Here is a 19,539-nt window from a genome sequence, read left to right as displayed (position 1 = left end):
AATATTTCAGCCTAACCATCATGTCGTTAACACCCTTTACAAAACAGCAATTGCTTCCGCAGGAGGAGAAACTTGAAGTAGGAAAGCAGAGAAGTGACCTGTTTATAGGAATCCCAAAAGAAACATCTTATCAGGAACGAAGAATATGCCTTATACCTGATGCTGTTGCATCACTTGTAGCACACGGGCACCGCGTTATGATTGAAGCCGGAGCCGGAGTTAGTTCCAGCTATAGCGATAAGGATTTTAGTGATGCCGGAGCAGAAATAACCAATGATACAAAAAAAGTGTTTAGTTGCCCTGTAATACTAAAGGTTGAACCACCTACACTACAGGAAATAGAAATGATGGCTCATCAGGGGTTACTTATTTCTGCTATACAGATAAAAACACAAAAGAAAGAATATTTTGAAGCTTTAGCTTCTAAGAAAATAACCGGACTTGCCTTTGAATTCATTAAAGATGAGGATGGGTCCTACCCTGCTGTAAAATCATTAAGTGAAATTGCAGGTACCGCTTCGGTACTCATCGCTTCAGAACTGATGATCAACCAAAAGATAGGTAAAGGCCTGCTTTTGGGTAATATAACAGGGGTACCGCCTACAGAAGTTGTTATTATAGGTGCCGGTACCGTAGCCGAATATGCTGCCAGAACAGCTCTTGGACTAGGCGCTAATGTAAAAGTGTTTGATAATTCAATCACCAAACTTCGCAGGTTACAAAACAATCTTAACCAAAGGATATTTACCTCTACTATACAGGAAAAAGTATTACTAAAGGCCTTAATGCGTTGTGATGTGGCCATTGGTGCTATGAGAGGTAAAAACCGTACTCCTATCGTAGTTACCGAAACGATGGTAGAACGCATGAAAAAAGGAGCTGTGATTATTGACGTATGTATTGATACCGGAGGCTGCTTTGAAACATCTGAAGTTACAACTCACGAAAAGCCTACCTTTATAAAAAACAACGTGATACACTATTGTGTACCGAACATTCCATCACGTTACTCCAAAACGGCTTCTATGTCTATTAGTAACATTATTACTCCGTTTTTACTGCAAATTGCGGAAGACGGTGGTATAGAAAGTTCTATAAGATGTAATTACGGACTTAAAAACGGTATTTACTTTTATCACGGGCTGTTAACCAATCGCCCGGTTGCCGAATGGTTTAATATACCTTTTAGGGACATTAACCTTTTAATTTTTTAAAGAGTATAACTACTCTATTAAACAAAAAATACAATTTTGCATACTCCCATTACCTTAATTATCACCGGATTAATAATTGGAACATTAGGAACACTTATTGGAGCCGGAGGTGGTTTTATACTTGTTCCCTTTTTACTTCTTTTCTATACTGAATTTCCTCCCGAGGTCGTTACGGCAATCTCAATAGCTGTGGTAGCTGTGAATTCTATTTCAGGCTCTATGGCCTATGCTAAATCTGGTAGAATTGATTATAAGGCAGGGGTGGTTTTTGCTGTATTCACTATTCCGGGATCTATACTGGGAGTATATACGGTTAAATACATTCCGCAGAATGTATTTAAAATCATATTCGGTATTATGCTAATTGGGCTGTCGGTATACCTCTTCTTTAAAAATAAGGCCATTGTTTCCAATTCGGTTATCCATTCAGAAAAAAAAGGATATAAACATACTGTACTTACCGATAAAAGCGGAACTACATACGAATACAGCTATAAACAATCAATAGGTTCACTAATAAGTGTTGTGGTAGGTTACATCTCCCCTCTTTTAGGTATTGGCGGAGGGATAATACATGTACCTGCCATGGTAAACTGGTTAAAATTCCCGGTACATATCGCTACAGCAACTTCACACTTTATACTGGCTATTATGGCTACTGTTAGTGTAATTACACATGCCATAAACGGCACTTACAACAATACTGATATTGTTTTGACCATAGTGTACTTATCACTGGGTGTTATACCAGGGGCTCAGCTTGGTGCTTATTTTTCTCATAAAATTAAAAGCCATACTATTATAAGGGCACTTGCTGTATGCCTTATTATAGTAGGAATCAGAATCCTTTTTTATGGTAAACATTAGGGAATATACACCTGCAGACAAACCATACCTGATAGCACTACTCAGGCTAAATACCCCTCATTACTTTTCACCGGAGGAAGAACAGGATTTGATTCACTATCTGGATAATAGTATTTATAAATACTATGTACTTACTAAAAATGAAAACATTGTTGGTGCAGGAGGCATAAACCTTTCTGACGACCTTACTACAGGAATACTTTCGTGGGATTTTTTCCATCCTGATTATCATGGACAGGGATTAGGCTCTAGCTTAACCCTTTTCAGAATTCAAAAAATAAAAGAAATGAGTACGGTAACAGCCGTGAGGGTTCGCACATCACAACTTACCTATAAATTTTACGGAAAGTTTGGATTTAAAATTCGTGAAATTAGTAAAGACTACTGGGCAAAAGGTTTGGATTTATACCTAATGGAAAACAGAGTCAACAATATTAAATAACTGTCGGCTTTCTGTTTTTATACAAGTGTATTACATAAAACACCAGTACAATAAAGGTTGCAACTAACAATCCTGTAAATAGGGAAAAGATAAAATTTCCCGCAATAATTAAAAACATACCTATAAGGCTATTTTCTGTTGTCTCCCATGCCTGTGGTAAATAATCCCTGTGCAGAGAGGTGGTTAGTATTACAAACCTTTCAAATAATCTGCCAATATTCATCATGATACCTAGAAACAGTAGGAAATAAATACTTCTTCCTAATTTTTTGTTTAAAAGTAACAAAGGAATAAGGAGGTGGCCTGTACTCATTAATAAATAACTCCACCAATAAGTACCTGTTGCCCTGTTTATTAAAGCATAATCTTCATTAGGAAACACCAATAAAAGCAAATACGATAATAGTCCCATTACTGAATAACAAACAATTATCCATCGTAGAAAATTTATCGATTTTGTATAAATATCATCCCTTTTAAATATTGATTTATACAATACAATAGCAATTACAATAAAAAAGAGCTCTCTCATAAAAATACTGTTTACTATATTTAGTATTACCTGTAAGGTGTTCATATTATTGAAATGAATTAGTAATATAATCTAAAATCAAGTCTTTTACAAAGAGTATAACGTTTTTCATGCAGTTCTTCCACTATATCTACTACGTCATCACTATCTTCAAAAAGGCTAAAAAATAATTTATCGAGGTTAACACTGCTAATATCGATAAAAGAAAGTCCGTAACCCGATATGGCTTTAGCTCCTGTAATATCAAGAAAATACTGAGCCTCCTCTTCATCAAGATCCAATACTTTTGAGTTGGCAAAATGTATTACTTTCCCTTTCATCCTTCCTTCAAAAAGTTCGGCAATTTCCTCTATGCTGTAATAGTAGCCATTAAGGCAAATATTGTTTGCCTGTCCCTGCATTACCAAATAAATAATCTCGTAGTTTTTAAAATTATGATCATCATATAGTAAAGCCTGTAGGCTCTCCTCCATTCCTTCTATAGTATCACAGTTTTTATAAATACTGGAAATTCCCTCAAAAGCCAGCTGTTCCAAATTCCTAACCACTTCGGTATTCCCTGCCCTATCTACATCGGCAACAGCCTCAAGGCAGAAAATGAAGTTTTCATAATCCATATAATCTATTCTAAATAATGCATAGCAAATGTAATATTTGTGTTTTAAAATCACATTTTTGATACTCTTATATTATGTTAGTAATCATAAAATAGACACCAATTGTTTACCAATAAACAGAAAACCATTACTTTCGCGCAAAAAATTATATTACCCGGTGGCAAGCAATCCTAAAGACAGAATTACCTATTTTCCTGAAAGCCTGATAAATTCAATTAATTTACCGGAACGCTTCACCTTTCCTTTTTACTATGAGCCACATGAGTTAACAAAAATAGCGGCTGAAGAACTGCAACAGTATTTAGAAACTCAAACTGAACTGGACCATAACTTTGGTTTAAAAGAAAACCAAAAAGGAAATGTTATCGGGAAAATGTTTGGGGTATTAGTCGTAAAGGATACTAATGGTAAACTGGGCTATCTGTCGGCTTTTTCAGGTAAACTTGCGGGGTCTAATGAGCATCCTAAATTTGTTCCTCCTGTTTTTGATATGCTTATGGAAAATAGTTTTTTCCTAAAGGAGCAGTATATTCTTAACAGCATTAACGACAGGGTTAAAGAAATTGAGAGCAATAGTAACTACATCTCCCTAAAGCAAAAACTAAAGGAATATAGCTTAGCTTCTGATAAAGAAACAAACGACTTCAAACAAATTGTAAAAGCCAACAAACAGGATCGTAAAAAACAGCGACAGGAACAAAAAAAGATCCTGACTGGTAATGATTATGTACAGTTTGAGGCTCTTATGATAAAGCACAGCCTGCATGATAAACATCAGCTTAACGTGCTAATAAACAAATGGCAGGAAAAGACTGATGAAGTTAAACAGCAACTCGCCGAATACGAAAATACTATTGAAAGTTTAAAAAAAGAGCGAAGGGAAAAATCGTCTGCACTACAGCAACAACTTTTTGAGCAATATGTGTTTTTAAATAAAAACGGAGAAAACAAAAGCCTTCACGCTATATTTAAGGATACGGTGTTTGGAAAACCTCCTGCCGCTGCCGGAGAGTGCGCCACCCCTAAGCTATTGCAATATACCTTTAAACATGGTTTCCAACCGATAGCTATGGCCGAATTTTGGTGGGGAACGCCTCCAAAGTCGGAAATAAGGCAACACAAACAATACTATCCTGCCTGTACCGGTAAATGCAAACCTATATTGGAACATATGCTGGAAGGTACTCCTGTTGATGATAATCCGCTATTAATCAATCAGGGAGAAGACAAAAAACTGGAAATTATTTTTGAGGACGATTACCTTATCGTTGTAAATAAACCTGCCGAGCTACTTTCGGTTCCCGGTATTGTAATTCAGGATTCGGTTTATACAAGGCTTCAGGCAATGTGGGGAAATATCGAGCCCTTAATTATTCATAGGTTGGATATGGCAACTTCAGGCTTACTGGTAGTAGCTAAGACAAAAGAAACTCACAAAGACATACAAAAACAGTTTTTAAGACGCACTGTAAACAAACGCTATACAGCATTACTATCGGGTACATTTACTGAAAGTGAGGGCGAAATAAGCCTTCCGTTGCGTGGTGACCTTGATAACAGACCCCGACAGTTGGTTTGCTTTGAGCAAGGTAAAAAAGCCGTGACTAAATGGAAAACTGTAGCGAAAAATGAAACGACTACCAAAGTTCATTTTTGGCCACTCACTGGTCGTACGCATCAGTTACGTATGCATTCAGCACACGAACAGGGACTAAATACTCCTATTGTAGGTGATGATTTATATGGCACCTCTGCCGAGAGGCTACATCTGCATGCCGCCTATTTAGAATTTGTACACCCTGCAACACAGGAAAAAATGAGTTTTGAAGCTCCCGAGGAATTTTAGGGAAGAATAAACATACATTCTTAGAACTAGACTATATCAAAAATATAATTTATGAGGGATAATATAGCGAGAGGTTAAAAACAAAAAATCCTTATATTTAATCTGGGTTACTTTTTAATAAATTTCTTATTCCAGGTAATCAATAATATAATAAAAAGAATCAGGCAAATCAGCGCAACTATATTTGATTTGATGATAAAAGCATGAATAGCAGCTACTGCGATTATCGATTTTGTTCTCAACACTGCAAATGTCAATATAAATGAAAATAAGATACAGAGTAACATGAAAATCAAAAAACCACCATACTGATTAAAATTTTCAAAAATAAGCAAATGCCAAATACTCCAAAAAATAGCTGAAATGATACTTTTAAGTACGTAATTTATGTTACCTAAACTCTCTATCAAATATCCTCTCCATGCATACTCTTCCATAATATTATATACGAAAGCAAAACAACAGAACATAAAAGCCCATAAATGTTCGTTTACCCCATGATTGTTACTCATTCCGTAAACGGAATAGCATGTAAAAAGAATTATCGGAAATAAAAAACTCCTGATTTTATTATTACCCAGTAATGTAATTTCTTGATTAATTCCGCTAAACCTATAAAACAATAGCGCTACAATTAAAGTTACAAGTCCGTGATTATAATTAAAACTAAACGGAACGTCAGTAACCTGCTCCAAAAGCAGGTTTAGTAGGTTAGGAAGTTTTCGGGCAAAATAAGTACCAACTAGTATTATCCCGTAAAACAAGAGGAGTTTTAACCAGTTTATCTCTTTTAATTGTTTCAATTGATTCATTTTACTAACTTAAATAATTCATACTGAATTAAAAAGAGTTTTGATGAAGTAAATTAATATAAAAAAAGCTTCAGTTTTCACTGAAGCTTTTTAAATTTTGTGGGCGATGAGGGATTCGAACCCCCGACCCCCTCGGTGTAAACGAGGTGCTCTGAACCAACTGAGCTAATCGCCCGCTATATCTGCAATTGCAACCGTAATCAGTTCCTTATTGCGAGTGCAAATATACGCTTAGTATTTGTATTTGCAAGTGTTTTTGAAAAATATTTTAAAGTTTTTTTATGTCTTTCAAAAGCACTTTATTTTCAAAATTCACTACCTCAATTTCAATAGGCTCATTATTAGCATTTCTACCCTCAATAATGTAAATTTTACCTCCTTTATACGGAGTTTTACTTCTTGAAAAATCCACATCACCAAACTCGGTAGTTTTCTTTACATCGTCCATAGTGACCCAGTTTTGGTCTAATTTTTCCTGAGCCTCATCAGACACATTAAAGCTTTTACTCCTAATATCTTTTAGAACCCTACAATTAGGCAGGTAACAAAAGTCGGCATCTTTTTTCTTTAAAAAGAATACTAAAAATATACACCCTAAAAGAGCTCCGAATAAAAAGTATGCTAAACGGTATTTAAATTTCATTTTTTAATTTTTTGTAAAAGTAATTAAAAACGGTGGCTTAAATCTCCTCCAGCTTTCTTCTTTTTCTTTCGTCACCTATCAGGTTAAGTTCACGCGTGGTTTGTCCGGCTACCGATGTATTTTCCTCAGCCCTTCTTATAAGGTAAGGCATAACATCTCTTACAGGTCCAAACGGAAGATATTTAGTAACGTTATAATCATTAGCCGCAAGGTTAAAGCTGATATTATCACTCATACCATATAACTGACCGAAAAATACTTTCCTATCATTTTTAGAAATCCCCTTCTCTTCCATAAGCTGCATAAGCTTGTAAGAACTATCTTCGTTATGAGTTCCGGCAAAAATTGCCATAGTATCTATATGGTCTATCATGTACTGTATAGCAGCATCATAGTTTTCATCTGTAGCTTTTTTAGACGGACAAATAGGCGATTGATAACCTTTCTCCTCTGCCCTTCTGTTTTCTTTTTCCATGTAGGCTCCCCTTACTACTTTCATCCCGATATGGAATCCTTCTTCCTTAGCCTGTGCATGTAATTTTTGAAGATACTCTAGCCTGTCCCAACGATACATTTGTAACGTGTTATAAACTATAGCTTTCTCTCTGTTGTATTTACGCATCATCTCGGCAACAAGATCATCTGCTGCATCCTGCATCCAGCTTTCTTCAGCATCAATAAGCAGTGCAACATCCATTTCATGAGCCGTTTTACAAACTTTCTCAAAGCGCTCTATAACCCTGTTCCATTCTGCAGTTTCAGTTTCATTAAGTGATTTGCCCTCTCCCAATTTTTGGTAAAGTTCAAAACGCCCGAAACCTGTTGGCTTAAATACCGCAAATGGTATCGCTGCTCTTTCTTTTGCAAAAACAATGGTTTTTAAGGTTTTATTGAGTGCGTTATCAAATTCCGACTCGTCTTCTTTTGCTTCTACCGAGTAGTCAAGCACCGATGTTACTCCTTTAGTAAACATCTTATCTACCACAGGAAGGCAATCTTCCTCATTTGTACCTCCGCAAAAATGATCAAATACCGTAGCCCTGATAAGGCCTTCTACAGGTAAATGCACTTTTAATGCAAAATTTGTTACTGCTGTTCCTATTTTTACAAGAGGCTCAGAAGCTATCATTTTAAAAAGGAAATAAGCCCTGTCAAGTTCTGTATCACTTTTAAGGGAAAATGCAACTGCTGTGTTGTTGAAGATTTTTTCCATTGTGTTAAAAAATTTGTGCAAATATAAATACACTACAATCAATATTTAATAATATAAAATAGTTTATTTTGCGATATATTTAAATTTGTTCGTTATGCAGGCTATTCAAACCCCACATTATCCTATACTTTTTAATAACGATTGTTACTCTTTTTTACAGGAAACCATAACCCCCGATAAATATTCGAAGGTATTTGTGGTGGCCGACAGTAACACCTCTCAGCTTTGCCTGCCTAACTTTTTGGCACAACTGGCTACCGAAGTGGAAATAGAGATACTGGAAATTGATGCCGGCGAAATAAATAAAACTATTGAAACCTGTACACAATTATGGTATGCCCTTACCGAAATGGGTGGTGACAGGAAAAGTATAATGATAAACGTAGGTGGCGGTATGATTACCGATATAGGCGGATTTGTATCGTCTACCTTTAAACGAGGTATCGATTTTATTAATGTACCCACTTCCCTACTGGCTATGGTTGATGCTTCTGTGGGTGGTAAAACCGGTGTAGACCTTGGTTCTATTAAAAATCAGGTTGGTGTTATCAATAACCCTATAGCGGTACTTATGGATATTAACTACCTTGGTACACTTCCGCAAAACGAAATGCGTGCCGGACTGGCAGAGATGCTAAAACACGGACTTATTTGTGACAAAGCCTACTGGAATAAATTTCTTGACCTTAATGAACTAACTACAGACGACCTTCAGCAGCTTATATATGAGTCGGTAATCATAAAGAACAACGTAGTAACCCAGGACCCTACCGAGAAAGGATTACGTAAAATATTAAACTTTGGACACACGCTGGGGCATTCCATAGAATCATACCATCTGGACACCGAAGAAAAAACAACATTATTACACGGTGAAGCCATTGCTATAGGTATGGTGCTGGAAAGTTATATATCATTTAAAAAAGATTTATTAACTTTAAATGACTATACCCAAATAAAAGAAGTTATAACTTCTATATTCGGGAAAACAGAATTTAGCCAAACCGACATTGAAAACGTTATGAAACTGTTATCTCATGACAAAAAAAACGAATTTGGAGAAGTGCTGTTTGTTGTGCTAAACGGTATTGGGAAAGCATCGTTTAATGAGCCTGTAAACAATGAGCTGATAACCGAAGCTTTTCATGACTATTTAGCATAACATTTTTTTAAGAAATTGTTTTTAAATACGAATGATTATTTTTTACATTTGCGCCGATGAAAAAATACCTACACATAGTTTTTAAAGCAGTGACCATAAGGGATAACAAGGTGTTATCTACTATGCGTATTTTATGGCTTTTAACGAAAAAAAGTGCAGGTATGCCAATATACTTTAACAAAAGTATTCACAAAAGTTTAGAAATAATGTACGCTAATTTAAGAGTTTGAAAACAGATTATCACTTTAAGTTTTTCTTAATTTTATAATCAGTCAAACTCACTAATAGCATGAACACAAAATATTTCGATTTAATAAATCAGACTTTTTATTTTCCTCAGGAAGAATTTACCCTAAATAAAGACAACCTTTTATTCCATAACATCGATTTGATGAAGCTTGTGGAGCAGTATGGTTCGCCTTTAAAGTTTACCTACTTACCTCAAATTTCTAATAACATCCAGAAAGCAAAAGGATGGTTTAGAAACGCGATGGAAAAACATAAGTATGAAGGTAAATACTACTATTGTTATTGTACAAAAAGCTCTCACTTTGAATATGTAATGAATGAGGCTTTTAAAAACAATATACATGTAGAGACTTCATCTGCTTTTGATATCAATATAGTTGAGAAACTATTGGAAAGCGGAAAAATAAACAAAAATACCTTTGTTATATGTAACGGTTTTAAAAGAGACCAGTACATAGACAATATAGCAAGGCTTATTAACAATGGCCACAACAAAACTATTCCTATTATAGATAACTATGAGGAACTTGACCTGTTACAGGAAAAAATTAACGGTAAGTTTAAGATAGGTATACGTATTGCTGCCGAAGAAGAGCCTAAATTTGAATTCTATACCTCCCGTTTAGGTATAGGTTACAAGAATATTGTACCTTTTTACAGAAAACAAATTCAGGAGAACAAGAACCTGGAGCTTAAAATGCTTCACTTCTTTATCAACACAGGTATAAGGGATACTTCTTACTACTGGAATGAGCTTTTAAAATGTTTAAAAGTATACATTAGCCTTAAAAAAGAGTGCCCAAGCCTTGACAGCCTTAATATTGGCGGCGGTTTCCCTATCAAAAATTCACTGGCGTTTGAATACGATTACCAGTACATGATAGACGAAATACTTAACCAGATTAAAATTGCCTGTGAAGAGGCCGATGTAGATGTACCAAACATCTTTACAGAGTTCGGTTCGTTTACTGTAGGTGAAAGCGCCGGAGCAATTTACCAAGTACTTTACCAAAAACAACAAAACGACAGGGAAAAATGGAATATGATTGATTCATCTTTCATCACTACCCTTCCGGACACATGGGCAATAAACAAGCGTTTTATTATGCTTGCTGTTAACCGTTGGAACGACCAGTATGAAAGAGTACTTTTAGGAGGTATGACATGTGACAGTGATGATTATTACAATTCTGAACAAAACATGAATGCAATTTACCTTCCTAAGTATAATAAAGAAAAACCTTTGTATATTGGTTTCTTCAATACAGGTGCTTATCAGGAAACAATTGGTGGCTACGGCGGGTTACACCACTGCCTTATCCCACAGCCAAAACACATACTGATAGACAGGGATGAAAACGGAATTATAGCAACCGAAGTATTTTCTGAGCAACAGGATGCAGAAGATGTTCTAAAAATATTAGGTTACGATAAAAAATAATTTATTTTTGAGTTTTTTAAAAAACATACATAAACAGATTTAAAATGAACAAAGGACCAATTAGCCAGTTTATTGAAAAGTACTACCTGCACTTCAATTCGGCTGCATTAGTAGACGCTGCTAAAGCTTATGAAGAGCAACTTAACGGTGGTGCTAAAATGATGGTGACACTTGCAGGTGCTATGAGTACAGCGGAACTTGGAAAAATTTTCGCCGAAATGATTCGTAAAGATAAAGTACAAATCATTTCTTGTACGGGGGCTAACCTTGAAGAAGATATTATGAATCTTGTAGCTCACTCTCACTATGAGAGAGTACCTAACTATAGAGATCTTACCCCACAACAGGAATGGGATTTACTAGAGCGTGGACTTAACCGTGTTACAGATACTTGTATCCCTGAGCATGAAGCTTTTAGAAGGTTACAAAAACATATATACCAAATTTGGAAAGATGCTGATGATAAAGGTGAAAGATATTTCCCTCATGAGTTTATGTATAAAATGCTTCTTTCCGGTGTTCTTGAAGAGTACTATGAAATAGACCTTAAAGACAGTTGGATGTATGCTGCTGCAGAAAAGAATTTACCAATAGTAGTACCGGGATGGGAAGACAGTACAATGGGTAACATCTTTGCTTCTTACGTGATTAAAGGTGAGCTTAAAGCTACTACTATGAAATCAGGTATTGAGTATATGACTTTCCTTGCTGACTGGTACTCTAAAAACAGTGATAACGGTATAGGTTTCTTCCAAATTGGTGGAGGTATTGCGGGTGACTTCCCTATTTGCGTTGTGCCGATGCTTTACCAGGATATGGAAATGCACGATGTTCCTTTCTGGAGCTACTTCTGTCAGATATCAGACTCTACAACAAGTTACGGTTCGTACTCTGGAGCTGTTCCAAATGAAAAGATTACCTGGGGTAAACTTGACATAAACACACCTAAATTTATTATAGAATCAGACGCAACAATTGTTGCCCCTCTAATTTTTGCTTACCTGTTAGATTTATAATATCATTTTATGAAAAGAGTTATTGTTGATTACGCCAAATTAACTAATGAAATTTTAACCCTTTTGGTGGACAAATTTCCTGACGGATATGACGATTCTGATATCATCCGTTTTAAAAATGCAAAAAATGAAACTATCGAGGCGGTAGAAGTACGTACTGAAGATACTATTTATCTTGTAAAAGTTAGTACTAAACTTGCTGATAGGATTGAAAACTACGAAGATGACGATATGGATTCTGACAGTGGTGATGATCTTGATGCATTAAAAGATCTTGAAATCGCTAATAATAATGACGATGAAGATGATGCTGATGCTGATGACAGCGAAAGCAATGAAGATGAGGATGAAGAAGAAGAGGAAGAATAGTTATTCGGTAATCATATAAAATATTAAAGAACTCTTAACAGAGTTCTTTTTTTTTGTCTAATACCCTATTTTAGTGAAAATTCAACGACCATGAAAAAAACAGTATTAGCATTTATATCCGTTATGTGTTTACTTGTTTCCTGCAAAGAAGAGACAAAAGAAGAAATTATTGTACCTGAAGAAAAAGCAGAAAAAAATGTAGCCGAAACCCCTACCTATGAAAAAATGTGCTTTTTACAGGTAACAGAAAGTAAACCTGAATATGCTCCTAATAAAGTGATTAGGGACAGTATCGTATTTGAAATTGAAAGAAAAGGCGATAGCGTTAGCGGAATTTTTAACTGGCTACCTGCCGAAAAAGATAAGAAGTTAAGCACCTTTAAGGGGGTTCTAACCGGAAAAACCGGCAACGCCATTGCTAATTATTCGGCTGAAGGTATGAATTACAAAGAAGAACTGGTATTTACCCTTGGTGAAGATCAGGTTTCTGTAATATATGGCGAGATGATTCAGGGAGACGACGGTATTTGGAAGTACAAAAGTAAGGAGGCCTCCTCTACCCAAAAATTATCTAAAGTTGACTGTAAATAAAAAAAGCCCTTTCGGGCTTTTTTTATTCTAAATATCTTTCCTTAAATACATTCATATGATGATACTGGTGGGCGGTTATTAAAAAGCCTAATGCCCTAACCGATACTTCATGACCGGAAGCTTCTCCCCTTCTCAACAACTGTTCCTGAGAAAAAGACTTAAACATCACTAGCGAAGATTGCCTTACTAAAGCCAACTCAGTAAGTATATCCTGCAGGCTTCTGTTTTCTGCATCAGTATTACTCACATAGTCATTTTCATCAAACCCCGGTAACGGAGTCTTATCATTTCTGGAAATTCGTAATGCCCTGTAAGCAAAAATACGCTCGGTATCAATAACATGCTGAATAATTTCCTTAATAGTCCACTTACCTTCTGCATACCTGTATCCGTGTTTGTCCATAGGTATATCCTGTATAAAATGAACAAATTCATGAACACTTACTTCAAGCCATTCGGTTAAAGTATAGGTATCACCAACATTAGGCAAATAGGTTTCACAATACGGGGCATACTCAGTATTCGATAATTCTGTTATTTTCATATTTAAATTTTAGGCAGAGTTTCTGCTGGCATTAATATTTCCGAAAAGGGAACGGGTTACAATTTTTTCATAAACATCCAGCAAATCATCTTTCTCATCTCCGTTTTTCATTAACCTTATTTTATGCAATGCATATTGCTGAATAGTTAACAAAGGTAACACAATATGTTCTCTCATTTTAATAGAAGCCTTACCGTCAGGGTAATTTTCCATTAACTCATTAAATCCTGAAATTTTAAGCAATAGCCTGTTGGTTTCCAAAAACTCATCGTGAATAATATCCCAAAACGAGCCAAACTCCTTATCCTCTCTCATATAAGCTGTTAACGGGAAAAACGATTTGGATAACGACATCATACTGTTTTCAATAAGTGTCCTGAAAAACAATGAGTTTTCATACAGATCTTCTACCTCATTCCATTTACCGTGTTTTTCCATTTTACTAAGCGCATAACCCACACCATAAAATCCGGGTACGTTTTGCTTTAACTGGCTCCACGATCCTACAAACGGAATTGCCCTCAAATCATTAAAGTCCAGTTCGGCAGTTTTATTCCTTTTTGAAGGCCTGCTGCCTATATTGGTTTTAGCGTAATAGTTAAGCGTACTCATTTTTTCCAGATACGGTAAAAACTTAGGGTGCGCTTTAAATTCGGAATATTTCTCAAAACTCAGCTTAGCCAGTTCATCAAACATTTCACGTTGCTGTGCTGTAAGTTGTTTTTTATCTTTATTAAACACACCATTAGTAACCCCTGCACTCAACAGATTTTCCAAATTAAACCTGCACGAATCAAGCGTACCAAAGTTTGAACTTATAGTTTGTCCCTGTATGGTTATCTGTATTTCGTTATTTTCTATAGATTCACCTAGTGAGGCATAAAATTTATGGGTCTTTCCACCGCCTCTTGCCGGAGGTCCGCCTCGACCATCAAAAAATATAACTTTGATTCCGTATTCACGGGCAACAGCTGTAAGATTTTCTTTTGCAGTATATATACTCCAGTTAGCCATAAGGTAACCACCGTCTTTAGTTCCGTCAGAAAAACCAAGCATAATAGTTTGTCTGTTACCTCTGGCTTTAAGATGAGCAGCATAACTTTCGTTTTCATACAATTTTCGCATTGCCTCTCCCGCTTCTTTCAAATCATCTACCGTTTCAAAAAGCGGAACAATATCTACCGATGGTTTATCCCACCCCAGGAGTTCGAATAAAGTTAGCAGTTCCAGTACATTATGAGCATTTTCATTATTACTGATAATGTATCGGTTTGCACCCTGCTCTCCGTTTCTTTCCTGTATGGTACGCATTGCCAGTATAGACTCCAGCGTTAACCTTGTATTATCGTCTTTAAAATCTTCGGTATTAATACTTCCTTTTAAACCGAGTAAAGCATTAAGTTTGGCTTTTTCGTCCAAACCTCCATACTCATTAGCAAGGTCTGTGTTATTCTGATTGTCCAGATTTGACAGTACCGCCTGTACTACTTTATCATGAATACGGCTGTTTTGCCTGATATCTAACGTAGCAAAGTGGAACCCGAAAAGATTAACCTTATTAATTAGCTTTTCAATCTCATCAAGATACAGGGACTGATGATGTTCAACTATCCTGTTCTTAATTTCATTTAAAACCGTTTTTAGTTCTTCTAACTCTATATATAATTCTCCCTGTGAGTAGAAAACCGAACGATACAGCTTCTGTTCAATTTCCATAACCAAAGGTTCAACCCCAGGGAATGTTAGCTTGCGTCTCATTCTCCTTATATCATTATAGTAACATTTAAGGATTGAGGTACGAAGTCTTCCTGCAACATCAAGAGTAATATCGGTCGTTACAAACGGGTTACCATCCCTGTCTCCTCCCGGCCAGAAACCGAAAGACATAACCGGATGTGCCGGATGCTCACCATTATATATAGTATCCTGAATATAGAAAGCCATTTCGCCTGCCGTTTTATAAAACACGTTTTCAAGGTACCATATAAGGCTAACAGCCTCATCAAACGGAGTTGGCTTTTCTTTTTTAATAAAAGGTGTTTTTCCTAACTGCGCCAGCAGCGTTTTAATTTCAGGTAAGTCATTCCTTTTAATAGCTTCGGTTAAATCAGTTATTATACCAAGTACATTTCCCGGATAAAACTGCGTAGGGTGTGCCGTAAGCACGGTTCTGATTTGGAATTCATCTAAAAACTTCCTCAGTTCATCAATTATACCCTGATTATCGGCCTTATGCCTAATATCCCTTAAAGACCCTGTACCTTCCATATTATGTAACGATACGAAAGCGGCATCTTCAATAGCATCAAACAGTACTACCTGTCGCTCTACATATTGTATAAAGCGGAACATCAGGTCTATTTTTTCCTTTTCAGTACTATCCTGCTGGTATTTTTCAATAAAACTGTCGAATATTTGTTGCGGACTCTTGTTTTGGGCAAACCCCTCTTCACATACATCTGTAAAAAGCGGCAGTAACACCCCGGTATTGTCTATGTCGTCAAAAGGAAGTGTCATAAAAATACTGTTGAATAACTGGTATTTAAGCTCCACATTTTCCTTAAAACGCTCAATTTTTGTGGCTGGGTACATGCTTATTATTTTTACACTGAATTTAATAAAAAAACCCTTATGCTATTCACATAAGGGTTATAAACTTTTTATAAAAAATCTTACAGATCTTTGAAGATTGTGTGCATTAACCTTTTCTTGTCGTTAATACTTTCTTCAAGTGATATCATCGTTTCAGTTCTGTAAACTCCTTCAATATCATCAATCATGAAGATTACTTCTTTAGCGTGCTTAGTATCTCTTGCTCTTATTTTACAAAAGATGTTAAACTTACCTGTAGTAACATGTGCAACAGTTACAAAAGGTATTTCATTAATTCTCTCAAGAACAAATTTAGTTTGAGAGGTGTTATGAAGGAATACACCAACATAAGCAATGAATGAATATCCAAGTTTTTCGTAATCTAAAGTAAGAGAAGAGCCCTGGATGATTCCTGCATCTTCCATTTTTTTAACCCTTACGTGAACGGTACCGGCAGATATAAGCAATTTTTTAGCAATATCTGTAAAAGGAACCCTTGTATTGTCAATCAGCATATCTAATATCTGGTGATCAACTTCATCTAAACGAAACTTGCTCATAAGCGTAACTTTTTTATTATTTAGGTATATATATTTATTAAAAATGCATTACAAAAAAATTAATTTATTTTCAATAAAAAAAGAATATTGTTATTTTTTTTCTATTCCATTAACAAATTCTCTGTTTTTACCTATCATAAAGTCTGCTTTTTGTTCACTTTTTAGCAAATTACCACCATCGCTGTTATAGAAAAGTTCACCTTCGCAATCATACTCTATATGACCGTAAAAATCATCAAGTTTCCCTATTTCCTTAACAAAAGCTTCGAAAATTACAGATTTATCAATAAGTACTTCTTTGTAATGAGATGCAAAATTCGTGATTATTTCTTTATTTTCATAATTTATTTTGACATTTTTATACATCATATCAAAAAATATTACTCTATTTTGAGGAATTCTAAAATATTCTTCGCTTTTGTTAATAGCTATAACGTTTTCGTAAATAGCATAAAATCCTGATAATATTGCGAAAAATATAAATTTTCGTGTTTTTTCTCTTAAATAGTCATTTGGATAATGACCTGCTTCAAAGAGAATTGTAGGTACTCCCAGCGACATAAACATGTCACCTATACAATTAATATTAAATCCGTCATCAAAACGTCCTACCTGCCCCGGTATAAACTGTTGCAAGGTGTTATTCATGGCTGCTATTACATTAATAGCTGTTTGCCTTGGCTCGTTTATCTCTCTTTGTTCATTATAAGAAGGTGCCAGGAACGAAACAGTAGCTGGTTTTACATCTCCGTTCTCCCTTAAACCGAAAATAGTACGCTGATCGTGCATGTTATAAGCAAAATCAGGCTTAAAATCCTCAAAAGCCTGCCTAAGCACCTTGCTTTCGGGTTGCGTAAGGTCAACCGAGTCTCTGTTAAGGTCAACCTCGTTAGCATTTGCACGTGTATATAACGCAGCGCCGTCAGGATTAACTATAGGTAATATATAATAGGTAAAGCGCTCCCTAAAAGCAAGTGCAATCTCATTATCGCTTTTAAGGAAGTTTAAGAAGTCGAACACCGCCTTTGTAGTCGTTGATTCGTTTCCGTGCATTTGCGACCATATAAACACCCTGGTTTTACCACTACCTGCTTTTATACTATATATAGGTTTCCCCATTACAGATGTTCCTACAGTACCAATCTCGAAATCGGTTTTTAAGTCATTAAGTATTGGCTCTATATCCTCGTTTGTTATATACCTGCCGTGTAGTTTGTTGTTTAAGTAACTATTATAAATTCCTTCAAAATCCATCATTAACTATTTAAGATTACAAAAGTAAACATCTTAATTTTTACAATTGTAAACAAAGAAAGTAATCTTATGAATTACATTTGTAAACATCTTTAGTTTATAGTGTTAATTATGTTTAACACTACCTTTATTTAGTATTATAAAACATTATAAATCAGTAGATTTAATGTATCTATATAAACTAACGATTTATGTTGTTGTGCCGTATTTATATACTATTTGTGTATCTCAAAAGTATTGTTTACATTTGTAAAACATTACAAAACCAACACTTGTTTACAATGATAAACACAGATGATTTCATAAAAAGGCTGGAAAACATACTTGATTATTACAATATATCGGCTTCTGTATTTGCCGATAAAATTGGGGTACAACGTTCCAGTTTATCTCACCTGCTTTCGGGCAGAAATAAACCCAGTCTTGATTTTGTATTAAGGGTTACCGATAATTTTCCTGATGTAGATTTGTATTGGTTACTAAACGGAAAAGGGACATTTCCTAAAAGCGAAACTCCAACACCGGAAGTAAACATACCGTCCCCTCCTCCTGTTTACATTGAGCCAAAAACTGAAAACAATAATGTTGGTGATTTGTTTTCTGAAAAAACGGAGACAGCTATACCTCCGATAGAAAATGAAGAATTTGAAGAAAAAAATAATTTTAAGGAAAATACAGAAGTTGTGAATCACGCACCTGAAAAAGCTGAAACTCATACTAACCCTGCTCCTCCTATAGATACAATTGTAAATTATAACAGTGATGTGGAACAGGTAGTTATTTTTTACAAAGACGGTACTTTTAAAAATTACAAACCCCGTAAATAAAGAAACCCCATGATTTTTAAAAATCACGGGGTTCATTAACCAATAAAACAAACACAAATTTATTTTCTCCCATAAAGTAGCCTCTTCCCGGCTACTTAAATTTATTTAATATTATTTTTATTGGTGCATTATAAAATTACATCTATTAAATGTTAAACAGGTATAATTTTAAGTTAAACTATTCTTAATCATTTTTATAGCTGTTTTCGGGCACATACCCTGTTACTCCTTTGTAATGCAACTCCAGTATTTTAAAGTCTTCTTCCTTATCCCCTGTCGGGTAAAACGGTTCAGCTATTTTTACTTCTTTCTTTCCGTAATCAAAAGCAATTGCCAGTATGGGTACTCCTGCCTCTAGTGCTATATAATAAAAGCCTGTTTTCCAAGTCTCTACTTTTTTTCTGGTACCTTCGGGAGCTATTGCCAGCCTGAATACTTCACGGTTTTTAAATATGTTTGCGATAGCCTCTACCTTATTTTCATTTTTCTTCCTGTCAAGCGGTGCACCACCCATCCATTTAAACCAAGCTCCAAAAGGAAATACAAATAACTCTTTTTTAGCAACATAGTGCATTTCAAGCCCTATACTCCCCCTGGCAAATACTCCAATAGCAAAGTCCATCCAACTCGTATGTGGTACCACTATCATTACACACTTTTTAAGACTAGGTGAAATAGAACCGTTTAAGCGCCATCCCATTAGCCTGAAAAATATAAATTGGTATATTTTTTTCATAATTATTTAAAA

General features: G+C 35.4%; 20 protein-coding genes and 1 tRNA gene. 10 read left to right on the top strand and 11 right to left on the bottom strand.

What is annotated here, in order from left to right:
• Window positions 1-20 precede the first annotated feature (20 nt).
• Genes V3Z67_RS01010 through V3Z67_RS01000 form a run of 3 tightly spaced genes read left to right on the top strand, consistent with a single transcriptional unit; the run spans window position 21 to window position 2,523 of the window.
• Window positions 21-1,214 (top strand): alanine dehydrogenase, encoded by a 1,194-nt coding sequence (locus V3Z67_RS01010; protein WP_330441568.1) that lies wholly within the window; start codon window positions 21-23, stop codon window positions 1,212-1,214.
• Between the two features lie 36 nt (window positions 1,215-1,250).
• The gene (locus V3Z67_RS01005; protein ID WP_330441567.1) at window positions 1,251-2,081 is read left to right on the top strand and encodes a sulfite exporter TauE/SafE family protein; all 831 of its coding nucleotides are present in this window, start codon (window positions 1,251-1,253) and stop codon (window positions 2,079-2,081) included.
• The gene (locus V3Z67_RS01000) at window positions 2,068-2,523 is read left to right on the top strand and encodes a GNAT family N-acetyltransferase (protein ID WP_330441566.1); all 456 of its coding nucleotides are present in this window, start codon (window positions 2,068-2,070) and stop codon (window positions 2,521-2,523) included. The genes V3Z67_RS01005 and V3Z67_RS01000 overlap by 14 nt, the downstream gene beginning before the upstream one ends.
• On the opposite strand, the gene V3Z67_RS00995 is transcribed toward V3Z67_RS01000, so the two are convergent.
• Window positions 2,516-3,055, bottom strand: a complete 540-nt coding sequence (locus tag V3Z67_RS00995; RefSeq protein ID WP_330441565.1) for a hypothetical protein — start codon at window positions 3,053-3,055, stop codon at window positions 2,516-2,518. The genes V3Z67_RS01000 and V3Z67_RS00995 overlap by 8 nt on opposite strands.
• Window positions 3,056-3,114: 59 nt before the next feature.
• Window positions 3,115-3,672, bottom strand: a complete 558-nt coding sequence (locus tag V3Z67_RS00990) for a DUF6642 family protein (RefSeq protein ID WP_330441564.1) — start codon at window positions 3,670-3,672, stop codon at window positions 3,115-3,117.
• A 157-nt stretch (window positions 3,673-3,829) separates the two neighbouring features.
• Here V3Z67_RS00990 and V3Z67_RS00985 point away from each other — a divergent pair, with 157 nt between their 5' ends.
• On the top strand, window positions 3,830-5,518 hold the full coding sequence (locus V3Z67_RS00985; RefSeq protein WP_330441563.1) for an RluA family pseudouridine synthase: 1,689 nt from the start codon (window positions 3,830-3,832) through the stop codon (window positions 5,516-5,518).
• Between the two features lie 107 nt (window positions 5,519-5,625).
• On the opposite strand, the gene V3Z67_RS00980 is transcribed toward V3Z67_RS00985, so the two are convergent.
• From V3Z67_RS00980 to V3Z67_RS00965, 4 genes are all read right to left on the bottom strand, one after another.
• Window positions 5,626-6,330: a CPBP family intramembrane glutamic endopeptidase gene (locus tag V3Z67_RS00980; RefSeq protein WP_330441562.1), complete on the bottom strand. Its 705-nt coding sequence runs from the start codon at window positions 6,328-6,330 to the stop codon at window positions 5,626-5,628.
• 100 nt (window positions 6,331-6,430) lie between these two features.
• A tRNA-Val gene (locus V3Z67_RS00975) sits at window positions 6,431-6,505 on the bottom strand.
• A gap of 93 nt (window positions 6,506-6,598) precedes the next feature.
• Window positions 6,599-6,973, bottom strand: a complete 375-nt coding sequence (locus V3Z67_RS00970; protein WP_157483540.1) for a DUF4258 domain-containing protein — start codon at window positions 6,971-6,973, stop codon at window positions 6,599-6,601.
• A 37-nt stretch (window positions 6,974-7,010) separates the two neighbouring features.
• Window positions 7,011-8,186 (bottom strand): proline dehydrogenase family protein, encoded by a 1,176-nt coding sequence (locus tag V3Z67_RS00965; protein WP_330441561.1) that lies wholly within the window; start codon window positions 8,184-8,186, stop codon window positions 7,011-7,013.
• A 94-nt stretch (window positions 8,187-8,280) separates the two neighbouring features.
• Here V3Z67_RS00965 and aroB point away from each other — a divergent pair, with 94 nt between their 5' ends.
• The 5 genes from aroB (at window position 8,281) to V3Z67_RS00940 (ending at window position 13,014) form a co-directional block, all read left to right on the top strand.
• Window positions 8,281-9,348 carry a 3-dehydroquinate synthase gene (gene aroB / locus V3Z67_RS00960; RefSeq protein WP_330441560.1) on the top strand — a complete coding sequence of 356 codons (1,068 nt, stop codon included), beginning with the start codon at window positions 8,281-8,283 and terminating at the stop codon, window positions 9,346-9,348.
• A gap of 289 nt (window positions 9,349-9,637) precedes the next feature.
• Window positions 9,638-11,038 carry an arginine decarboxylase gene (locus V3Z67_RS00955; protein ID WP_330441559.1) on the top strand — a complete coding sequence of 467 codons (1,401 nt, stop codon included), beginning with the start codon at window positions 9,638-9,640 and terminating at the stop codon, window positions 11,036-11,038.
• Between the two features lie 44 nt (window positions 11,039-11,082).
• Window positions 11,083-12,054, top strand: coding sequence for a deoxyhypusine synthase family protein (locus tag V3Z67_RS00950; RefSeq protein ID WP_330441558.1), 972 nt, complete (start codon window positions 11,083-11,085; stop codon window positions 12,052-12,054).
• Between the two features lie 9 nt (window positions 12,055-12,063).
• The gene (locus V3Z67_RS00945) at window positions 12,064-12,423 is read left to right on the top strand and encodes a DNA primase (protein ID WP_330441557.1); all 360 of its coding nucleotides are present in this window, start codon (window positions 12,064-12,066) and stop codon (window positions 12,421-12,423) included.
• A gap of 90 nt (window positions 12,424-12,513) precedes the next feature.
• A complete protein-coding gene (locus V3Z67_RS00940; protein ID WP_330441556.1) occupies window positions 12,514-13,014 on the top strand; it encodes a hypothetical protein in 501 nt (166 codons plus the stop codon).
• Between the two features lie 22 nt (window positions 13,015-13,036).
• On the opposite strand, the gene V3Z67_RS00935 is transcribed toward V3Z67_RS00940, so the two are convergent.
• The 4 genes from V3Z67_RS00935 to V3Z67_RS00920 form a co-directional block, all read right to left on the bottom strand.
• Window positions 13,037-13,558, bottom strand: coding sequence for a DinB family protein (locus V3Z67_RS00935; protein WP_330441555.1), 522 nt, complete (start codon window positions 13,556-13,558; stop codon window positions 13,037-13,039).
• 9 nt (window positions 13,559-13,567) lie between these two features.
• Complete coding sequence (locus V3Z67_RS00930; protein ID WP_330441554.1) at window positions 13,568-16,150, bottom strand: phosphoenolpyruvate carboxylase; 2,583 nt, start codon at window positions 16,148-16,150, stop codon at window positions 13,568-13,570.
• A gap of 80 nt (window positions 16,151-16,230) precedes the next feature.
• Window positions 16,231-16,710: an Lrp/AsnC family transcriptional regulator gene (locus tag V3Z67_RS00925; RefSeq protein ID WP_035130789.1), complete on the bottom strand. Its 480-nt coding sequence runs from the start codon at window positions 16,708-16,710 to the stop codon at window positions 16,231-16,233.
• Between the two features lie 90 nt (window positions 16,711-16,800).
• Window positions 16,801-17,967: a M14 family metallopeptidase gene (locus V3Z67_RS00920; protein WP_330441553.1), complete on the bottom strand. Its 1,167-nt coding sequence runs from the start codon at window positions 17,965-17,967 to the stop codon at window positions 16,801-16,803.
• A gap of 278 nt (window positions 17,968-18,245) precedes the next feature.
• Between V3Z67_RS00920 and V3Z67_RS00915 the strand changes: the two genes are divergently transcribed.
• Complete coding sequence (locus tag V3Z67_RS00915; protein WP_330441552.1) at window positions 18,246-18,791, top strand: helix-turn-helix domain-containing protein; 546 nt, start codon at window positions 18,246-18,248, stop codon at window positions 18,789-18,791.
• Window positions 18,792-18,975: 184 nt separating this feature from the next.
• Here V3Z67_RS00915 and V3Z67_RS00910 read toward each other — a convergent pair whose 3' ends face one another.
• Window positions 18,976-19,527, bottom strand: a complete 552-nt coding sequence (locus V3Z67_RS00910) for a 1-acyl-sn-glycerol-3-phosphate acyltransferase (RefSeq protein WP_330441551.1) — start codon at window positions 19,525-19,527, stop codon at window positions 18,976-18,978.
• Between the last annotated feature and the right edge of the window lie 12 nt (window positions 19,528-19,539).

The sequence above is a fragment of the Flavobacterium sp. C4GT6 genome, assembly GCF_036347315.1.
In the GTDB taxonomy this organism is placed as follows: Bacteria; Bacteroidota; Bacteroidia; order Flavobacteriales; family Flavobacteriaceae; genus Flavobacterium.
Note: the sequence above shows the minus strand (reverse complement) of the source record. Positions and strands in the feature narration are given on the sequence as shown.